A 17,784-nucleotide genomic window follows, 5' to 3' on the forward strand; every position below is an offset into this window, starting at 1 on the left:
GTGCTGTCGCGTTACGGGTATTGGCGGCGAAATGGCGATGAATCCGCTATCGGGGAATCCCTTAGGGCGGTCTGTCCCGGCCTCGTGTCGGGTGGCGAGACAACGCCTGTCAATATTGACGGGTGCCCGGTCGAGGCACGTTGTTGTATGGTTGTGGTCGAACCGTTGAACCCAAGATTGAAAGGATATCGCCATGCTGGACTGGAAGAACCGCGCGGGCAGCGCGCCTGAACGTGCCGCCGAGCCCAAGTCGGCCGCCCGCAGCTATGTCGGCGGGCTGTTGTTCAGCCGAGCGCTGGCCACGCTGGTCGCCATTTACCTGTTGGTGACCATCGGCCTGGGCTGGTACTGGAGCCAGGAGCCGGCGCTGTTTCCCGTGGCGCAGAACGCTCAGGTTGCCGCCGAGAAAGAGGGCAAGCAGATGGTGGTCGGCTACACCACCGTCGAAACCCTGAAAACCGTTGCCGGCACGTTGCTCGACAAGCCGGGCGGTTACATTTCCAACGACCGTTTCCCGCCGGGCCTGTGGATGGACAACATGCCGAGCTGGGAATACGGCGTGCTGGTGCAGGTCCGCGACCTGACCCGTGCCCTGCGCAAGGACTTCGCTCGTTCGCAGTCTCAATCGGCTGAAGACGCCGACCTGGCCAAGGCCGAGCCGCGCTTCAACTTCGACAACAAGAGCTGGATCCTGCCGTCCAGCGAATCGGAATATCAGGAAGGCATCAATTCCCTGAGCCGTTATCAGGCGCGCCTGTCCGACCCGACCCAGAAAAACGCGCTGTTCTACGCCCGCGCCGACAACCTGAACAACTGGCTGGGCGATGTGGGCACCCGTCTCGGTTCGCTGTCGCAACGCCTGTCGGCCAGCGTTGGCCGGGTCAAGCTCAACACCGCGCTGAAAACCGAAGTGCCGGCGGTGGGTGAAGTGCCGCAGGTCGACGAGGAAGTCGTCGAGACTCCGTGGATGCAGATCGACAACGTGTTCTACGAAGCCCGCGGCCAGGCCTGGGCGCTGTCGCACCTGCTGCGCGCAATCGAGGTCGATTTCGCCGACGTGCTGGCGAAGAAGAACGCGACCGTCAGCGTGCGTCAGATCATTCGTGAGCTGGAGGCGTCGCAGGAGCCGATCTGGAGCCCGATGATCCTCAACGGCAGCGGCTTCGGTGTGCTGGCCAACCACTCGCTGGTCATGGCCAACTATATTTCCCGAGCCAACGCCGCCGTGATCGATTTGCGTCAACTGCTCAATCAGGGCTGAGTCATGGACGAGAGCGCCAAAGAGGCGGCCCACCGCGCCGCCTCGGATGCCGAACAGATCGCCTGGGTCGACGAGCAGGACAACCTGCTCGGCGCCCTGGTGCGCTCCGACCTGCGCGAGCGCGGACTGATCGGCCGTGGCACCTACATCATGCTGTTCAACTCCGCCGGTGAACTCTGCGTGCATCGGCGCACGTTGAGCAAAGCCATCTATCCCGGTTACTGGGACGTGGCGGCAGGCGGTATGGTGCAGGCGAACGAGACCTACGCCGAGTCGGCGGCCCGTGAACTGGAAGAAGAATTGGGAGTGAGCGGCGTCGAGCTGACGGCCCACGACCATTTCTACTTCGCAGACACCGGCAATCGCCTCTGGTGTTCGGCGTTTTCGGCGGTGTGGGACGGGCCGCTGATCCTGCAGCCGGAAGAAGTGCTCGAAGCGCGCTTTATTCCGGTCGAGCAGGTCATGCTGGAAATCCAGCAAAAGCCTTATTGCCCGGACTCTCTGGCCGCGTTGAAACGCTATCTGAAGGCTCAGCAAAGCGACGTCGCAAAGAACACATAAATTGGCGCCGATTGGCACTTAGCAATCGGCGTTTTTGCCGTTACACTGCGCGACCTTTTCAAGCTGTGCCGGCCCGCTTTCAGGAGCTCATGGCACAGTAGCGCTGCCCCTGCCTGAGTGGGGCTTCGCGGTCGATAGCCTTGCCCAAGGCTGCGATCAGTCTTTGTCCTCCCGAGAGGATTGCCGGTGGCCAAAAAAGCCGCATCCTTCGCCGCCCTGGGCGGCCTGGTATTTTCCACCGACGCAGGTCGTCATTGCCCGGAATGCAGCAAGCCGGTGGACGCCTGTATCTGCAAACAAACCGTGATCCCGGCCGGCGACGGCATTGCCCGCGTGCGCCGCGAGAGCAAGGGCCGTGGCGGCAAGACGGTGACCACCATCACCGGCGTGCCCCTGGCCGAAGACGCACTCAAGGAGCTGGCGACAACGTTGAAGAAACGTTGCGGCACCGGCGGCGCGTTGAAAGACGGGATCATCGAGATCCAGGGCGACCACGTCGAGCTGCTCCTGGCCGAGTTGGTCAAGCACGGTTTCAAGGCGAAGAAGTCCGGCGGCTAGCAGCCTCTGTGAAACCCACCGGCGGCTTGATTCAGCTCCAGAGTCCCTGGGTCTGACGTCGTTTCCATGGTTTTCACAGAGCCTGTTCATGACCGGTTTCTAAACTCAACGCTGTCAGCGCGGTCTACCGCCCCGCTGACGAACCGTCATTTTCATTCTTTAGACTGCGCCGGCCTGAGATCAGGCGACGCACTATGACTTCTTTATAGGGGACTTCGATGTCCGTACGACGCACACGCAAAGACGATGGCAGCCAATGGACAGTTGCGGACAGCCGCAGTGTTTACGGGATTCGCCATTGGGGGGCCGGGTATTTCGCGATCAATGACGCCGGTCGCGTCGAAGTTCGTCCGAACGGCCCGAGCAGCTCGCCTATCGATCTGTTCGAACAAGTCGACCAGTTGCGCAAGAGTGGCTTGTCCCTGCCGCTGCTGGTGCGTTTCCCCGACATCCTGCAAGACCGCGTCCGTCAGCTGACCGGCGCTTTCGATGCGAACATCGAGCGTCTGGAATACCAGAGCAAATACACCGCGCTGTACCCGATCAAGGTCAACCAGCAGGAAGCGGTGATCGAAAACATCATCGCCACCCAGAACGTTTCCATCGGTCTGGAAGCCGGCTCCAAGCCTGAGCTGCTGGCGGTGCTGGCGCTGGCGCCGAAGGGCGGCACCATCGTCTGCAACGGTTACAAGGACCGCGAGTTCATCCGTCTGGCGCTCATGGGCCAGAAGCTCGGTCACAACGTGTTCATCGTGATCGAGAAAGAATCCGAAGTCGGTCTGGTGATCGAAGAAGCCGCCTCGCTGAAGGTCAAGCCGCAGGTCGGCCTGCGCGTGCGTCTGTCGTCGCTGGCATCGTCGAAGTGGGCGGACACCGGTGGTGAGAAATCCAAGTTCGGCCTGTCGGCGGCGCAACTGCTGTCCGTGGTCGAGCGCTTCCGCGCGGCGGGCCTGGATCAGGGCATCCGCCTGCTGCACTTCCATATGGGTTCGCAGATCGCCAACCTCGCTGACTACCAGCACGGCTTCAAGGAAGCGATCCGTTACTACGGCGAGCTGCGCAACCTCGGTCTGCCGGTCGATCACATCGACGTCGGTGGCGGCCTGGGCGTCGACTACGACGGTACCCACTCGCGCAACGCCAGTTCGATCAACTACGACATGGATGACTACGCCGGTGTCGTGGTCGGCATGCTCAAAGAGTTCTGCGACGCGCAGGCCTTGCCGCATCCGCACATCTTCTCCGAAAGCGGCCGCTCGCTGACCGCGCACCACGCGATGCTGGTGGTGCAGGTGACCGACGTCGAGAAGCACAACGACGACGTGCCACAGATCGAGAACAAGGAAGCGCTGCCGGAAACCGTGCAGTGGCTGGTTGACCTGCTCGGCCCGACCGACATCGAAATGGTCACCGAAACCTACTGGCGCGCCACCCACTACATGAGCGACGTGGCCGCCCAGTACGCCGACGGCAAGCTGACCCTGGCCGAAAAAGCCCTGGCCGAGCAGTGCTACTTCGCCGTGTGCCGTCGCCTGCACAACTCGCTGAAAGCGCGTCAGCGTTCGCACCGTCAGGTGCTGGACGAACTCAACGACAAGCTGGCCGACAAGTACATCTGCAACTTCTCGGTATTCCAGAGCCTGCCGGACACCTGGGCGATCGATCAGGTCCTGCCGATCATCCCGCTGCACCGTCTCGACGAAGAGCCGCTGCGTCGTGCCGTTCTGCAAGACCTGACCTGCGACTCCGACGGCAAGATCAACCAGTACGTCGACGAGCAGAGCATCGAGACCAGCCTGCCGGTGCATGCGCTGAACGAAGGTGAAGACTACCTGCTGGGCGTGTTCCTGGTCGGCGCCTATCAGGAAATCCTCGGCGACATGCACAACCTGTTCGGTGACACCGACTCGGTGAACATCTACCAGAACGCCGACGGCAGCGTGTACCACGCCGGCATTGAAACCCACGACACCATCGAAGACATGCTGCGTTACGTGCACCTGTCGCCGGAAGAGCTGATGACCCACTACCGCGACAAATGCGCCAGTGCCCGCATCAGCGCCAGCGAGCGCACCCAGTTCCTCGATGCATTGCGCCTGGGTCTGACCCGCTCCTCCTACCTGTCTTCCTGAGGCCAGGTTCCGCTTTCATCGGGTTGTCTGAAATTGTTCCGCTCACCGCGGACGTTTCAGACAACCAGGTGAGACGCTTCTTTTTCTCTTCGCGAAACGGCTTGCTTCCAGGCGAGCAAAGTGACGTCGTCTGCTTTTCGCGTAGGTCATTTCCGAATTTGTAGTTCGGCCCTCTACTCGGCCATGGGTCTCGGCGAGAATCCCCGCCCGCCCCCCTGTAGAGAATTCCCCCATGTTCGATCCAGCCGACGAGCCGTCGTTTCGTCTCGATGTAGCGGGCCTGTCCGACTCGCTTGAAGTCCTGGCATTCACGGGTTGCGAAGCCATCAGCGAGCCTTTTTCATTCGAGATCGACGTGCTGGTCGATGATCCGCACCTGGACCTTGCCGGCCTGATGTACCGTTCGGCGCGCCTGTGTTTCGGGCCTTGTGGCAATGGTGTTCACGGGCAGTTGCACAGTCTTGTCCAGCATGAACAGGGGCGCGGTGCCCGGTTGTTTCGGGCGCGACTCGGGCCTCGGTTGAGCTGCCTGGGCCTGCGTTACAGCCAGCGCATCTTCAGTGATCTTTCGATACCACAGATTCTTGATCAGGTGCTCAGGGAGCACGGCATCAGTGGCAACGGGCGCCGGTTTGATTTGCAGAACGCCTATCCGCCCCGCACGTTCTGCACCCAGTACGGCGAGTCGGATCTGGAATTGATGCAGCGGTTGTGCGGCCAGGCACGCATTCACTATCACTTCGAACATGGGGGCAGGGGGCATTGCCTGGTGTTCGGGGATGACCCGGCTCGACTGCCACGCGCCGGGAACCTGCGATGCGAGGGCGAGGATGTGAGCCGCTGGCAACTGGGCGAACACGCGCGCCTGCATGCAGCAGGTTCGCGGCGGACACGCACGGCGCAGGGGCACTCCGATTCGCCAACCCTGCGCAGTGGTCACTGGCTGACGATTTCCGGCCAGCCCCTGGCAGACGCGAATGCGCACTGGCTGGTGAGCCGAATCGAGCATCGGGCCGATCAGTCCCTCGAGCCGCCCTACAGCAATCGGATCTTTGCCGCTGACCAGTTGCCGCGGCCCCGATCATCCGTTGAATACCGGGGTGCGCGCATGTGCAGCCCGCAACGTGCGTGGGTGGTGTCGGTCGAGGAAATGCAACCGGATGCCGTGCGGCCGGTGGCCGTTCAGTTCGACTGGCTCTATCAGGGAGAAGGGGCCCGCCCCAGCCATTGCTGGCTGCCGCTGGCTCCGGCGTTGGCCGATACGCCGATGGCATCATTGAAGGACGGGGTGGAGGTGGTGGTGAGCTTTCTGGAAGGTGACCCAGAGCAGCCCGTGATCAGCGGCGTCTTGCAGGTTCCGGCACTCACCGAAGCCATCGAGGATGATGCACCGTCAGCACTGCCCGAGCGTCTGGCGAGCGCGGGCCTGCCTCAATGGCTGAAAGCGGCCGAGCCGTTATTGTTGTTGTGCCTGATACCGGGCGGTGGCAGTTATCGGCATTGCGCGGCGTCACTGTGCAGCTGTCGATTGGTCGCCGGGCTCAAAACGAGCGACGGAAGATGAGCGTCGCGGCCCCCGGACAGCGCGCTCAATGGTTGTTGCTGGATATCGCACAGGCACCACAGGCCGTGCAGACGTTACGCCAGGGATTTGCCGGTGTGCACAGCCTGAAGCTGTTTGACGGTACGGAGTTCCAGCCGGTCAGTGAACAGGGCCCGTGGCTGATCGACCTGCGTGACAGCCCGGCGCTGTCGGCGCTTTGCCACGCCGACCCGCAGACCTGGCAAGGGCTGCTGCTGGGCAGCGAGGCCTCGGCGCCGTTATTGCGCGAACACTTGCAACGGATGCTGACCGTGTCAGTCGGCCTGAATCACCGGGCACTGCTCAATTTCTACAATCGCCAGACCGCCAGCTACTTTTTCGATGCCTGTGATGCCCGGCAGTTGAGCTGCTGGCTCGGGCCGATCGGGTGGCTGCGCTGGTTCGGCGGGACCTGGGCCGATCTGGCCGGCGGCAGTCAGGGCTGGCAGCAATTGCGCAATCCGGGGCTGGCCGTGGAGCCGCTGCGGATCGAGCAAAGCCTGACCCGTCGACAGCGCGAACGCCTGCACCGCTGCCTGCTGGATCAGCATGTCTGGCGCTGGAGTCAGGCGACAGGGAACGACTATCGGCTGATGTCTTCCTTTCAGGAGCAAGGCCTGGAACTGGGGTTCAGCGAGCAGGCGCTGCTGGACGACTGGTTGTGGCTGCGTTTGCAGCATCCGCGTGCCGAGCTGACGCCGCTGCCGCAAGGATTGACCCCACGGGAGCGGCTTGAGCTGTTGCGTCGGCGTTGGCTGAACGCCCCGTCGTGAAACGCCGCTTCAGTGAGCGGCACCGTTGAACCAGTCATCGGTGCGCTGCAGCCACCACGCCAGTCCCCCGAGGGTCAGGCTGCGCAGCACCATGAACAGCAGGAAAGATATCCACAGGCCGTGATTGCCCAGACCTTGCAGCGCCCAGGCGACCGGCAGTAGCAGGATCACGGTCGCCAACATGCCGTTGCGCATTTCCCGGGCGCGGGTGGCACCGATGAACAGGCCGTCGAGCAAGTAGCTCCAGACCGCGATCAACGGCAGGACGGCCAGATAGGGCAAGTAGATGAAGGCGGTGTCGCGCACGCTTTGGATGTCGGTCTGCATTTCGATGAACAAGTGGCCGGCCAACAGAAACAGCGCGGCAAAGCCCAGGCTGGCCAGCAACGACCAGCCACCGGCAACCACCAGCGAGCGGCGCAGGGCCAGACGATCGCGGGCACCGATGGCGTGGCCGCACAGGGCTTCGACGGCGTGGGCCAGACCGTCCAGCGCGTGGGCGGTCAGCAGCAGGCCGTTGAGCAGCAGCGCGTTGGCCGCGACCGTGGCATCGCCGAGTCGCGCGCCCTGCACGGTGATCAGGAAAAACACCGATTGCAGGGCCAGGCTGCGGATGAAAATGTCGCGATTGACGGCCAGCAACGGGCGCCAGCTCTGCCAGACTTTCAGGGCGGCCCAGGCGATGTGGCCGGGATAGGCGCGCAGTGCCTTGCGAGTCATCCACAGGCCGAGCAGGGCGCCGCTCCATTCGGCGATCACCGAGGCCCGCGCCGAACCGACCACGCCCCAGTCCAGGCCGATCACGAACCACAGGTTGAGCACGATGTTGATCAGGTTGGTGCTCAGCAGAATCGCCAGCGGTGCCCGGGCGTTCTGCGTGCCGAGGAACCAGCCGACCAGCGCATAACTGGCCAGCGCTGCCGGCAGCCCGAACAGCCGGGTGTGGAAGAAGTCGCGGGTCAGCTGATCCAGTTCTGCCGATGGTTGCATGAAGTGCAGCGCGACGCCGCTCAGCGGTACGCCCAGGGTGCCGAGCAGCAGCGCCAGCCCCATTGCCAGCAGCAGGCCCTGAAGCAGAATCTGCCGCAAGGCTGCACCGTCGCTGCGCCCGGCCGCCTGCGCGGCGAAGCCGGTGGTGCCCATGCGCAGAAAACCCATGGCCCAGGCCAGAAAGGTGTACAGGCTGGCACCTACCGCCACCGCGCCCAGTTGATGGGCGTGGGGCAGATGCCCGATGACGGTGCTGTCGACCAACGCCACCAGCGGCACGGAAATGTTGGAGAGGATCATGGGGGCGGCGAGGGCCCAGACCCGGCGATGGGTCGGGCGGTCGCGCCAGTCGGCGATCAGGTTGGACATGCGGGCTCCTTGGGGAGCGGCATTGTAGCGGGAGGTGTCAGTGAATGATCCAGCTCAGCAGCCACAATCCCAGCAGCAACCAGATGATCCCGGCAATGATCGAGGCATTCATGAACGCGCGGATTGCCGACCACAGCAGCATCAGGCCGACGATCAGCGCGATGATGCTGATGATCGACGTGTCCATCCCCAGCGCCTTCGACAGCCCGTCGACAAAGTTGCCCCCGGCGTTGCCCAGCAGATTGAACAGGCCGCTGAGGCCGTCGACGATGAAGCGGATGATCGAGCCGAGCGCCTGGCCCAGCCATTCGAAAAAGCTTTCTACCTGCATGTCTGTTTCCTGATGAAAGAGCTGAGCCTTGGGCCGCAGCGGGTGCGGTCGAGTTCCCTGCAAGCATAGAGGGTTTTAACGGGCGACTGGCGCTTGCCTTCGCGCAGCTTCCCCCCGAAGCTATACGCCTTCAGGAGAGCCCGATGAACCTTGTTGAACTGACCGAACGCCTGCACGCCATTCGCGACCGCAATGACTGGCGGCAATTTCACAGCCCGAAAAACCTGGCCATGGCCGCCAGCGTGGAAATGTCCGAACTGGTGGAAATCTTCCAGTGGCTGACCGAAGACCAGTCCCGCCAATTGCCGGCGGACAAACTCGCCCACGCCGGTCAGGAAGTCGGCGACATCGTTCTCTATCTGTTGCTGCTGTGCAGCGAACTGGGGCTGGACATGAATGAAGTGGTGCGCAGCAAGCTCGCCGACAGCGAACGGCGGTTCAGCTGATGAGCGACCGTCATTTCGATCAGTTGGCGACTCGCTTCGCCGAAAAAATCTACGGCGGCGCCAAAGGCGCGATCCGCCTCGCAGTGCTGCAGGCCGACCTCGCCGAAGCCTTGCCGGATCGTCCGTTGCGGGTGCTGGACATCGGTGGCGGCCTGGGCCACATGTCGCTGTGGCTGGCCGAACGCGGGCACGAGGTGACCTTCACCGAGCCGGCCGAGCCGATGCTCGAAGGCGCACGCCAGCGCTTTGCCGAAGCCGGGCAAACCGCGACGTTCATTCAGGCACCCTGGCAGGAACTGCTCGGCCAGCTCACCGAACCCTACGATCTGGTGCTGTGCCATGCGGTGCTGGAATGGCTGGCCGAACCCCACGCGATCCTGCCGGTGCTGCATCAGTTGACCAAGCCCGGCGGCTGGCTGTCGCTGGCGTTCTACAACCGCGATGCGCTGATTTACCGGAACCTGCTCAAAGGCCATTTCAAGAAAATGCGCAAGAACGACATGGCCGGCGAAAAGCAGAGCCTGACCCCGCAGCAGCCACTCGATCCACGGGAACTGGCGACGCAACTCGCCGGGTTGTGGCAGGTCGAAACCCAGAGCGGGGTGCGGGTTTTCCACGATTACATGCCGGTGGAATTCCAGGCCCGCGCCGAGTTGATTGATTTGCTCGAGATGGAGCTCGCCCACCGTCGTCACCCAAGCTTCGCCGGGCTTGGGCGCTACTTGCACTGGATCTGCCGGCCGATCTGATCGGAGCGAGATATGAAAGGTCATTCAGGGTTACTGCTGATCTGTCTGGGGGTGGCCGCCTGCCAGGGCAGCAACCCTTACGTGGCGCAGTCGCGACCATTGCCGCCGGCGCCCCCGCAAGCGGCGACCACCTTCGACCGCAGCGCTTATCCCGCGCCCCCTCGTGATTACGGGCGCTATCGCAGTTGGGCGTGGCTCAACGGTCAGCTGCCGCCGGGCACGGCCTGGGCGGATTCGGCGCAAGTGGCCGAAGCCGTCAGCAGTGCGCTGGACCAGCGCGGTTTACGCCCGCTGCATGACAATCGTCCGGCCGATCTGCTGGTCAGTGCCAACCTGAGCCTGGAAACCCGCCTGCGTCAGGTGCAGGACGATTACGGTTATTACGGCGGCGGATACGGTGGTTATGACCGTTACGGCCGCGGATACGGGATGTACAACACGGTGCCGATCGTTCGTACCTATCAGGAACAGGTCGTAGTGGTGCGGGTCGATCTGTTCGACGCCGGCAGTGGTCAGCCGGTCTGGAGTGCCAGCGCCGAAACCGGCACCCAGGGCAAACAAGGTGATCGCACCGATGCGATTCGCGAGGCTGTCGAAAAGGCCCTGTCGGCGTATCCTCCCGGTTAGCTTCCTGCAATTGAGAAGCTCCCTCAGGTTCATGTCTTCCACCGGAGAAAAACCATGTTCCGCCGTCTCGCTTTACTGGCCGTGGCCGCACTGCTCAGTGCCTGCGCCGCCAACCAGGTCAATCATGACTTCGACGCCAGCCGCGACTTTGCCGCGTACCGCAGCTGGAGCTGGAAAGACCCCGCCCTGCAATACCGCCCAGACGATCCACGGATCAAGAGCGACCTGACCGAACAACGCATCCGCCAGGCTGTTGCCGACCAACTGGATCAGCGTGGTCTGCGCCCGGCCGCTTCGGGTGCCCGAGGCGATCTGTTTGTGCAGACCTACCTGATCGTCGAGGATCGTCAGCAACAGGTGACCACCAACTACGGCGGCGGTTGGGGTGGCCCGTGGAACGGTTACTGGGGCGCGCCCATGTACAACGAGACCCGCAATATCACCTACAAGGTGGCGACCATTCAGGTCGATCTGCTCGACGGCAAGGACGGCAAACTGGTGTGGCGCGGCAGCGACGAACAGATGCTCAGCCGCACGCCGAACCCGGCGGATCGCAGCAATGCCATCCGCGAGACGGTGGCGCGGATCCTGTCGAATTACCCTCCGCGCTGAGCCTGTACAAAAAACGGGAGCCTATGGCTCCCTTTTTTATGGGCGGGTGAAACTGGCGCGTTGCCAGCAGTGTCGGTGCAGCGCGTCTACACTCAAATCCACCAATGGAGGTTGCGCCCGGCAGTGCGCCGGCAAAGGAGTGCGCCATGTCGCGTCATCCGCAGTGCGGCGGGCCAGCCCGGCAGCGCGGGGCCATCGGCCTGATGGCGGCCGCCACCCTCAGCCTGGCGCTGGTGTTGATGCTGCTGGTCGTGGACAGCGGCCGCCTGTACATGGAACAACGCAAACTGCAGCGCCTGGTGGACACCGCCGCCCTCGAAGCCGTCAGCCGTGGCGGCAATTGCCTGCCGGGCCTCACCGCCGCCAGTTACGCGGGGCAAAGTGCGACGCGCAACGGCTTTGTTGCCAACGCCACCAACGTTCTTGTGATCGATTGCGGAAAGTTGGCGACAGCCGCTACCGGCCTGCGCACGTTTACGGTGGACGCAACGCAATCAGAGGCGGTCAAGGTCGCGGCCAATCGTACCGTCACAACCAGTTTTGCCGGTGGCGTGCAGGCGTTGTTCAGTGGCACACCGGTCAATCTCAACACGGTACTTTATGCTTCGGCGGTGGCGGCCAAACCCAAGCCGACCGTCGCGCAATTGAACATCCGCAGTAACCTGGCCAGCATCAACACCGCCCAATCGAACATCCTCAATCCGCTGTTTTCCGGGCTGCTCGGGGGCAGCGTCAACCTGACGGCCCTGGGCTGGAACGGCCTGCTCAATACCGACATCAATCTACTCAGCTACCTGAATCAACTGGCGATCAACCTTAACGTGGCCGCCGGCAATTACACCCAACTGCTCAATACCCAGGCCACGGTGACCCAATTGATCCAGGCCGCGATTACGGCGGTGCAGCTCAATGGCGCCACCGCTGAAGTGATCACCGCGCTGGGCCAGTTGCAAGTGGCGGCGATCAATGCCGCGCCGGTCAAGCTCGGCGAAATTCTGCAATTGCAGACCGGCACCACGGCCGCCGGGCTGGATGCCAATCTGCAGTTGCTGCAACTGGTCCAGGGCGTGATTCAACTGGCCAACAGCAAGAGCGCGGTGGCCGCGACCTTGCCGATCAGCGTGCTGGGGCTGGCGAATGTCACAGTGCGGGTCAAGGTCATCGAGCCGCCGCAGTTTTCAGCGATTGGCGATCCGGCGCTGGCCAAGGCCAACCCCACCGGGCCAAACCGGATTTATGTGCGCACTGCGCAGATTCGCACGCTGCTTTCGGTAAATCTGCCGGTGTTGTCCGGGGTGACCGGGCTGGCCAATGCGGTACTAGGGTTGGTTGGCACGCTGACGCCGACGCTCAATGCGCTGTTGAGCCTCAATCTGGTCGCCACATTGAACTCGGTCGGTTGCCTGCTCGGTGCCGGTTGTGAACAACTGGACCCGAAGCTGTTGCCCTCGCCGCAAATCGACATCAGTCTGGATGCCGGCGGCGCCATCAGTTACGTCACCGACTACAGTTGCCCGACCGGCAACACCGGTACCAAAAGCCTGACGGCCCGCACCATCACCTCGATTGCCGATCTCAAGCTGGGCAAGATCGACCCGACCAACGCTTTTTCATCTGCCGCCGAACCCACCGTCACACCCTTGCCGCTGGTGGACCTGGGCACGGTGACCTGCCACAAGATTCTGGGGATCGGCAGCTGTGACCCGAGCACTCACGTGCCATACGGCGCCGGCGGCATCGCGATCATGGTCAACACCAGCGTGGCGCAGAACACCCAGAATCTGGTGTTTTCCAGTGGTACACCGTTCGCCACACCGCCCAACCTGAAACTGCCGCCGAGCGTGATTGCCGCCGCGCCCTCAACCAATATCGTCAGCAGCCTGGCAAGCACACTCGCCGGGATCAATCTGATCGTCTACAAACCCCAGGGCAGCAACCCGCTGGGGGCGATCGTCACCGGCGTCGCCAGCCTGATCAGCGATGTCACGACGATCCTGCAACCGCTGATCACCAACCTGGTGAGCCCGCTGCTGGATCCGCTGCTCAACAATTTGCTCAAGGGGCTGGGGATCAATCTCATGGACGTCGACGTCGGCGCCAACATGACCTGTGGTCAGACCGGCAAGGCGTATCTGGTGATCTAGTCGTCGGGGGCGATCGGCAGTTCGATGCAGAACCGTGCACCGTCCGCCGAGTTGCGCACGCTCAAGTGGCCGCCCATGTTCTCGATGATCCCGTAACTCACCGACAACCCCAGACCGGTGCCGACGCCTATCGGTTTGGTGGTGAAGAACGGTTCGAAAATCCGCTCCAGCAGCCGCGGGTCAATACCGCCGCCGTTGTCCTCGACCCACAGCCGCACCTTCTGCTCGTCGCGCTCGGCGTAGATCGAAATCCACGGCTTGAACGCCGAGTCGGACTCGCGTTTGCCGAGCAGCGCATCCCGGGCGTTGACCATCAGGTTGATCAACACCTGTTCAAGCTGATCGACGTACCCGCGCACCTGAACCTCGAACGCGGTTTCACTGATGCGCAAATCCACGCCTTTGCCGCGCATGCCTTCGGCCAGCAGCGACAGCGTGCCTTCGATGGCGCTGGCCGGGTTGAACAGCTGCTGCTCGATTTCCGAGCGGCGACCGAACACCCGCATGTGGTCCACCACTTTCGCGGCGCGCTGCACCTGAGCGTCGATGCGATTGAGTTTGTCGGTCAGGTAATCGATCTGCACATCGCCGTTGCTCAGGCGCTTCTGCACGTTGACGATGGCCATGCGCATGACGTTCAGCGGCTGATTGATTTCGTGGGCCAGGCCGGTGGCCATTTCGCCAAGGGTGGCCATTTTTGCGCTTTGCGTGAGTTGCTGCTGGGAGCGGCGGACTTCCGTGTTGTCGCGGCCAACGGCTTGGACTTCGATCAGTTTGCCGTGCTCATCGAACACGCCGCGATCCGACCACACCCACCACGCATGTTCGCGCCCCGGCAATTGCAGGTTGATTTCGGCGGTGCTGACAGGAGATTGCGGGGTCAACTGCGCCAGGCGCTCAACGAAGGCCGCGCGCTGAACGTCGGACATCCAGCTGCCCAGATCGACCCCGGCCAGGTCTTCGGGAGCGCATTCCAGATAGGTCGCCAGCGGCCGGTTGCCGAACGTCAGGATCAGGTCCGGGCGATAGCGGCAGATCATCGCCGGCGAGTCCTCCACCAGAATCCGGTAGCGTTCCTCGCTCTGTCTGACCTGCTCGGCGGCCAGCGTCGCTTCGGTAACGTCCAGCCACAAACCGACGGCCTCCACCGGCAGGCCGAGGTCATTGCGCAACAGCCGGGCTTCGTCGAGCAGCCAGTGGTAATCGCCGCGATTGTCGCGCAGGCGATAGCGGGCGCGCACCGAGCCTTCGCGCAGCAGTTGCCGGGTGCGCTCGAAATACAGGGCACGGTCATCCGGGTGAATCCGCTCTGCCAGCGCACTGGCGTCACAGTCCTCCAGGCTCCAGCCCAGCAGCGGTTGCAGGCTGGCGCTGAAAAACGCCGGCAGCAAGGCGCCTTCGACGTAGTGCTGGACGTAAATCACCGCCGGCGAACTGGCGATCAGGTTGTCCAGCCGCGCATGGGCGGCGGCGGCCAGTTGCTGCTGGTTCTTGATGTCGCTGATGTCGAGCATGAACCCCACCAGCCGCCGATGCTCGCCGGTGCCGGTGACTTGCCCCTGAAGGCGATACCACGCCGGCGTCTGGCTGGCGTCGCGAGCATGCAGGCGCACGCACAGGTCGAGAATTTCCCCGTGCAGTTGCAGGGCTTGCAGGCGGCTGCGGACTTCTTCGCGATCGGCGGGATGGATCAGCGTCAGCCAGGTGTCGAGCGTCAGCGTCGAGCTGTCCTGTTGCAGCGTGGCGGCCAGCGTAGGGGCCAGTTGAATCTGCTCGCTACTGCTGATTTCCCACCAGCCTGTGCCGAGCAGCGTCTGCAACGACTCCAGCCGTTCCAGTTGCAGTTGATGCTGTTGTTCGCGCAAGCGCCCGAGCAGTGGGCCGGCCAGTGCGCCCGCCAGCATCAGCCAGTCGCGGTCGGTCAGATACGGCGCGGTCTTGTCCACCGCGTAAAAACCGCAGAGCAGCCACGCCATCACGCCTCGATCATCGCTATAAGGCACGGCGAAGCCTTCGGCATTGCCGAACAGGCCCTGAACCCGCGAGTGTTCATACTGGCCGTAATGCTCACCCAAACGTTGCGGGCCGGTGCCGTTGAGACTGTCGAGCGGCGTGCCCAGACGCTGGCCGTCGTGCCACAGCGCCGGGGCGTCATGAGCGTGGAATTGTTGATGGATCTGCCAGCCTTGTTCCTGTTCATCGAGCAGGGCGAGCGCCAGGCACGGGATCTGCCAGCGCTGGGCGATCACCTGCAATTGTTCGCTGACAAGCATCGGTAACCGGCCCAGGCTGCAGCTGCGCACCTGTTTGCTGATCTGCTCGGCGAGCATGTGGCACGCCTCGCGCTGATGCGCTTGCTGGCGTTCAGACAACAGGTCGGCGATGTCGATCAGTTGCAGCAGCCAGCCATCGCCCAGCGGCTGGACCCAGCCGCGCAGGTGCAAGGTCTGGTCGCCCAGGCCGGGGAAGTCCAGGTCCAGCAGTTGGCCTTGCCAGTCCTGCGGCCGGCCCTCGATGGCCAGCGTGCTGTGTGCCAGCAGGTAGTCGTGCAACGGCAACGGTTTGTCACGGGGCGTCTGTTGCGCCAGCAGCAAGCGCAGCGGGCCGGCCATTTGCAATACGCCGCCGTCGTTGTCGAGGTGGATGTGCAGGCCCGTCAGCGGGGTGCCGAGCACGTCCGGCAAATCGCTGGCGACCATGCTTCGCTTGAGCAGGCGGCCGAGCAGGTTGTCACCCGGAGTCAAAATTTAAGGCTCGAAATGGCGGTCAGGTTGGTGGGCAGGCTGGGGACAGCGCCGATGCCCGGCAACACCAGAAACGGGATGACCCGATTGAGTTTGCTCACCGGGTAATTGACGCTGACGGTGAGCGTGCCCTGAGTCGGGTCGTAGACCGTTGTCGTATCCGTGCCGACCACCACGTTCAGCGACGACGGCAGCACCGACAATTGCTGGGTCAACGCGGTATTCGCGGTGCTGACCAGCACGCTGGAATAGTTGGGAATCGCGGGATCGACCGCCACGGCGCGGCGGATGGCTTCGGCGGTGACCTGGTTGAACGTCTGCATCAGCACGAACGGCAGGCTGTAGCTGACCAGGCCATAAAACACCGCGAAAAAGATCACGAACACCAGGGCGAACTCGATCGCCACCGCACCTTTTTGCGCCTTCCGAGAGCCGGTTTTCATCCGTGCGTCTACCCTGACAGTCAATGCGTAGTATCAGCATAGAATCATTCAGCAAAAACGGACGGTTTTTACCGCATGCAAAGCCTTGTCCTTCTGATCTGGTTGACGGCGTGCGCGGCTCAGGATGCCCGGCAACGAAGGATTGCCAACGTTCTGACGCTGGGTGCCGCCGCTCTCGCGCTGGTCTATCTGCTGTCTTTCGGCACCACCTGGATGGGCGCCGAAGCCGGGCAGGGCGGCTGGGCCTGTGTCGTGGCGCTGGCGTTCACGCTGCCGGGGTATTTCATGGGGCGAATGGGCGCTGGCGATGTGAAATTAATGACAGCTCTCGGTCTTTCGACGGACGGCCTGTCGCTGCTCGGGATATTCATCGGCGCCGGTGCGGCGAGCCTGCTCTGGATTCTTCTGGCGCCAAGACTCTGGCTGCATATGAGTCAAGGGCTTAGGCATCGTCTTCGATATATGGCGCCATCCATGTCAAAAAAGCTGCCATTTGCGCCGTTCGTGCTGATCGGTTTTGTGCTTGCGCTACCTTGGATCCATTAGTCGCCGAACGCCACTAGTCTTATGTACATAGTCGGAAAGTGGGTCTACTTTCAAAGGTAATGGTTATACAGCCGACGGCTGACAGTACAGGAATGGTCAGCTTTGGCCTGGGCATGGAGTGGCACGTGAACAAGCTTACATCTGCGGTAAAAGTCCTCGTTGTCGACGATCAGCCTCTGATCGTCGAAGAACTCTGCGAATTTCTCGAGAGCAGCGGCTACCGCTGTGTGCCGTGCGAGTCCAGTAAAGAGGCGATCGAGCGTTTTTCGGACGACCTCGCGATCGGACTGGTGCTGTGCGATCTGCACATGCCGGACATGGACGGCATTCAACTGGTGCAGGAACTGCAACGGCTGGCCGGCAAACACCGGGCGTTCGAAGCGATCATGCTCACCGGCCGCGCCGACAAGCAGGACGTGATCAAGGCCTTGCGCGCCGGGATTGCCGACTACTACCAGAAACCGGTCAATCTCGATGAATTGCTCGAAGGCCTGCAACGCCAGGAAACGGTGCTGCAGGAGCGGCAGAAAACCCTGCAACTGGGCCATCTGAACCAGAAGCTTCAGGACCTGTCTTCGTCCATCGACGATCTTTATCAGGATCTGGACAAGGTGCGTCGAGGGCCGGCGCCGGTCAGCGACGAAACCGCCCGCGAGACCGGTGAACTGGAGATCCCGGCGATCTTCAATCAGCTGTCGCCGCGGCAACTGGACGTGGCGCGTCTGGTGGGCAAGGGGCAGACCAATTATCAGATTGCCTGTGAGCTGGGCATCACCGAAAACACCGTGAAGCTCTATGTTTCGCAGGTGTTGCGCCTGACCCACATGCATAACCGCACGCAGTTGGCGCTGGCGTTATCGCCGGGCAATTCCGGTTTGCGTCAGCGGGTAACTGCCCACTGAAACGGACTGCCGGG

At 62.7% G+C, this 17,784-nt stretch carries 17 protein-coding genes; 13 read left to right on the forward strand and 4 right to left on the reverse strand.

What is annotated here, in order from left to right:
- The first annotated feature begins 193 nt into the window (after positions 1 to 193).
- From ABTV87_RS03205 to ABTV87_RS03230, 6 genes are all read left to right on the forward strand, one after another.
- Positions 194 to 1,261 carry a DUF2333 family protein gene (locus tag ABTV87_RS03205; protein WP_039772049.1) on the forward strand — a complete coding sequence of 356 codons (1,068 nt, stop codon included), beginning with the start codon at positions 194 to 196 and terminating at the stop codon, positions 1,259 to 1,261.
- A gap of 3 nt (positions 1,262 to 1,264) precedes the next feature.
- On the forward strand, positions 1,265 to 1,822 hold the full coding sequence (locus ABTV87_RS03210) for an NUDIX hydrolase (RefSeq protein WP_221534671.1): 558 nt from the start codon (positions 1,265 to 1,267) through the stop codon (positions 1,820 to 1,822).
- 186 nt (positions 1,823 to 2,008) lie between these two features.
- A complete protein-coding gene (locus ABTV87_RS03215; RefSeq protein WP_007951016.1) occupies positions 2,009 to 2,380 on the forward strand; it encodes a translation initiation factor Sui1 in 372 nt (123 codons plus the stop codon).
- A gap of 218 nt (positions 2,381 to 2,598) precedes the next feature.
- Positions 2,599 to 4,512 carry an arginine decarboxylase gene (gene speA / locus ABTV87_RS03220; protein WP_011332271.1) on the forward strand — a complete coding sequence of 638 codons (1,914 nt, stop codon included), beginning with the start codon at positions 2,599 to 2,601 and terminating at the stop codon, positions 4,510 to 4,512.
- 232 nt (positions 4,513 to 4,744) lie between these two features.
- Positions 4,745 to 6,076: a type VI secretion system Vgr family protein gene (locus ABTV87_RS03225; RefSeq protein ID WP_433898981.1), complete on the forward strand. Its 1,332-nt coding sequence runs from the start codon at positions 4,745 to 4,747 to the stop codon at positions 6,074 to 6,076.
- The gene (locus ABTV87_RS03230; protein WP_433898982.1) at positions 6,073 to 6,867 is read left to right on the forward strand and encodes a DUF4123 domain-containing protein; all 795 of its coding nucleotides are present in this window, start codon (positions 6,073 to 6,075) and stop codon (positions 6,865 to 6,867) included. The genes ABTV87_RS03225 and ABTV87_RS03230 overlap by 4 nt, the downstream gene beginning before the upstream one ends.
- Before the next feature lie 9 nt (positions 6,868 to 6,876).
- Here the strand turns inward: ABTV87_RS03230 and ABTV87_RS03235 are convergent, their stop codons facing one another.
- On the reverse strand, positions 6,877 to 8,226 hold the full coding sequence (locus tag ABTV87_RS03235) for an MATE family efflux transporter (RefSeq protein ID WP_433898983.1): 1,350 nt from the start codon (positions 8,224 to 8,226) through the stop codon (positions 6,877 to 6,879).
- A 37-nt stretch (positions 8,227 to 8,263) separates the two neighbouring features.
- Entirely contained in the window at positions 8,264 to 8,557 is a 294-nt protein-coding gene (locus ABTV87_RS03240) for a hypothetical protein (protein ID WP_007951010.1), read from the reverse strand.
- 143 nt (positions 8,558 to 8,700) lie between these two features.
- On the opposite strand from ABTV87_RS03240, the gene ABTV87_RS03245 reads away from it, so the two are divergent.
- The 5 genes from ABTV87_RS03245 to ABTV87_RS03265 all read left to right on the forward strand — a co-directional run bounded on the left by ABTV87_RS03245 (position 8,701) and on the right by ABTV87_RS03265 (position 13,135).
- On the forward strand, positions 8,701 to 9,003 hold the full coding sequence (locus ABTV87_RS03245; protein WP_007951009.1) for a MazG-like family protein: 303 nt from the start codon (positions 8,701 to 8,703) through the stop codon (positions 9,001 to 9,003).
- Positions 9,003 to 9,752, forward strand: a complete 750-nt coding sequence (locus tag ABTV87_RS03250) for a methyltransferase (protein WP_221534663.1) — start codon at positions 9,003 to 9,005, stop codon at positions 9,750 to 9,752. The genes ABTV87_RS03245 and ABTV87_RS03250 overlap by 1 nt, the downstream gene beginning before the upstream one ends.
- A 12-nt stretch (positions 9,753 to 9,764) precedes the next feature.
- Positions 9,765 to 10,379, forward strand: coding sequence for a DUF4136 domain-containing protein (locus ABTV87_RS03255; RefSeq protein ID WP_433898984.1), 615 nt, complete (start codon positions 9,765 to 9,767; stop codon positions 10,377 to 10,379).
- Between the two features lie 54 nt (positions 10,380 to 10,433).
- Positions 10,434 to 10,991: a DUF4136 domain-containing protein gene (locus ABTV87_RS03260; protein WP_007951006.1), complete on the forward strand. Its 558-nt coding sequence runs from the start codon at positions 10,434 to 10,436 to the stop codon at positions 10,989 to 10,991.
- A gap of 146 nt (positions 10,992 to 11,137) precedes the next feature.
- Entirely contained in the window at positions 11,138 to 13,135 is a 1,998-nt protein-coding gene (locus ABTV87_RS03265) for a pilus assembly protein TadG-related protein (protein WP_433898985.1), read from the forward strand.
- Here the strand turns inward: ABTV87_RS03265 and ABTV87_RS03270 are convergent.
- On the reverse strand, positions 13,132 to 15,879 hold the full coding sequence (locus ABTV87_RS03270) for an ATP-binding protein (RefSeq protein WP_433898986.1): 2,748 nt from the start codon (positions 15,877 to 15,879) through the stop codon (positions 13,132 to 13,134). The two genes, ABTV87_RS03265 and ABTV87_RS03270, sit on opposite strands and share 4 nt — an antisense overlap.
- A complete protein-coding gene (locus ABTV87_RS03275; protein ID WP_085609192.1) occupies positions 15,876 to 16,322 on the reverse strand; it encodes a TadE/TadG family type IV pilus assembly protein in 447 nt (148 codons plus the stop codon). Before ABTV87_RS03275 ends, ABTV87_RS03270 begins: the two co-directional genes overlap by 4 nt.
- 75 nt (positions 16,323 to 16,397) lie before the next feature.
- Here ABTV87_RS03275 and ABTV87_RS03280 point away from each other — a divergent pair, with 75 nt between their 5' ends.
- Complete coding sequence (locus ABTV87_RS03280; RefSeq protein ID WP_085609191.1) at positions 16,398 to 16,868, forward strand: prepilin peptidase; 471 nt, start codon at positions 16,398 to 16,400, stop codon at positions 16,866 to 16,868.
- 125 nt (positions 16,869 to 16,993) lie between these two features.
- Positions 16,994 to 17,770, forward strand: a complete 777-nt coding sequence (locus tag ABTV87_RS03285) for a response regulator transcription factor (protein ID WP_309475633.1) — start codon at positions 16,994 to 16,996, stop codon at positions 17,768 to 17,770.
- Positions 17,771 to 17,784 lie beyond the last annotated feature (14 nt).

The sequence above is a fragment of the Pseudomonas sp. PSE1(2024) genome (assembly GCF_050990555.1).
Taxonomy (GTDB): Bacteria; Pseudomonadota; Gammaproteobacteria; order Pseudomonadales; family Pseudomonadaceae; genus Aquipseudomonas; species Aquipseudomonas aphyarum.

Excerpts from the sequence above, each read along its gene's own strand:
- ABTV87_RS03205 (WP_039772049.1), top strand. The coding sequence starts at position 194 with ATGCTGGACTGGAAGAACCGCGCGGGCAGCGCGCCTGAACGTGCCGCC.
- ABTV87_RS03260 (WP_007951006.1), top strand. The coding sequence starts at position 10,434 with ATGTTCCGCCGTCTCGCTTTACTGGCCGTGGCCGCACTGCTCAGTGCC.
- ABTV87_RS03225 (WP_433898981.1), top strand. The coding sequence starts at position 4,745 with ATGTTCGATCCAGCCGACGAGCCGTCGTTTCGTCTCGATGTAGCGGGC.
- ABTV87_RS03250 (WP_221534663.1), top strand. The coding sequence starts at position 9,003 with ATGAGCGACCGTCATTTCGATCAGTTGGCGACTCGCTTCGCCGAAAAA.
- ABTV87_RS03280 (WP_085609191.1), top strand. The coding sequence starts at position 16,398 with ATGCAAAGCCTTGTCCTTCTGATCTGGTTGACGGCGTGCGCGGCTCAG.
- ABTV87_RS03245 (WP_007951009.1), top strand. The coding sequence starts at position 8,701 with ATGAACCTTGTTGAACTGACCGAACGCCTGCACGCCATTCGCGACCGC.
- ABTV87_RS03255 (WP_433898984.1), top strand. The coding sequence starts at position 9,765 with ATGAAAGGTCATTCAGGGTTACTGCTGATCTGTCTGGGGGTGGCCGCC.
- speA (WP_011332271.1), top strand. The coding sequence starts at position 2,599 with ATGTCCGTACGACGCACACGCAAAGACGATGGCAGCCAATGGACAGTT.
- ABTV87_RS03235 (WP_433898983.1), bottom strand. The coding sequence starts at position 8,226 with ATGTCCAACCTGATCGCCGACTGGCGCGACCGCCCGACCCATCGCCGG.
- ABTV87_RS03230 (WP_433898982.1), top strand. The coding sequence starts at position 6,073 with ATGAGCGTCGCGGCCCCCGGACAGCGCGCTCAATGGTTGTTGCTGGAT.
- ABTV87_RS03265 (WP_433898985.1), top strand. The coding sequence starts at position 11,138 with ATGTCGCGTCATCCGCAGTGCGGCGGGCCAGCCCGGCAGCGCGGGGCC.
- ABTV87_RS03210 (WP_221534671.1), top strand. The coding sequence starts at position 1,265 with ATGGACGAGAGCGCCAAAGAGGCGGCCCACCGCGCCGCCTCGGATGCC.
- ABTV87_RS03240 (WP_007951010.1), bottom strand. The coding sequence starts at position 8,557 with ATGCAGGTAGAAAGCTTTTTCGAATGGCTGGGCCAGGCGCTCGGCTCG.
- ABTV87_RS03275 (WP_085609192.1), bottom strand. The coding sequence starts at position 16,322 with ATGAAAACCGGCTCTCGGAAGGCGCAAAAAGGTGCGGTGGCGATCGAG.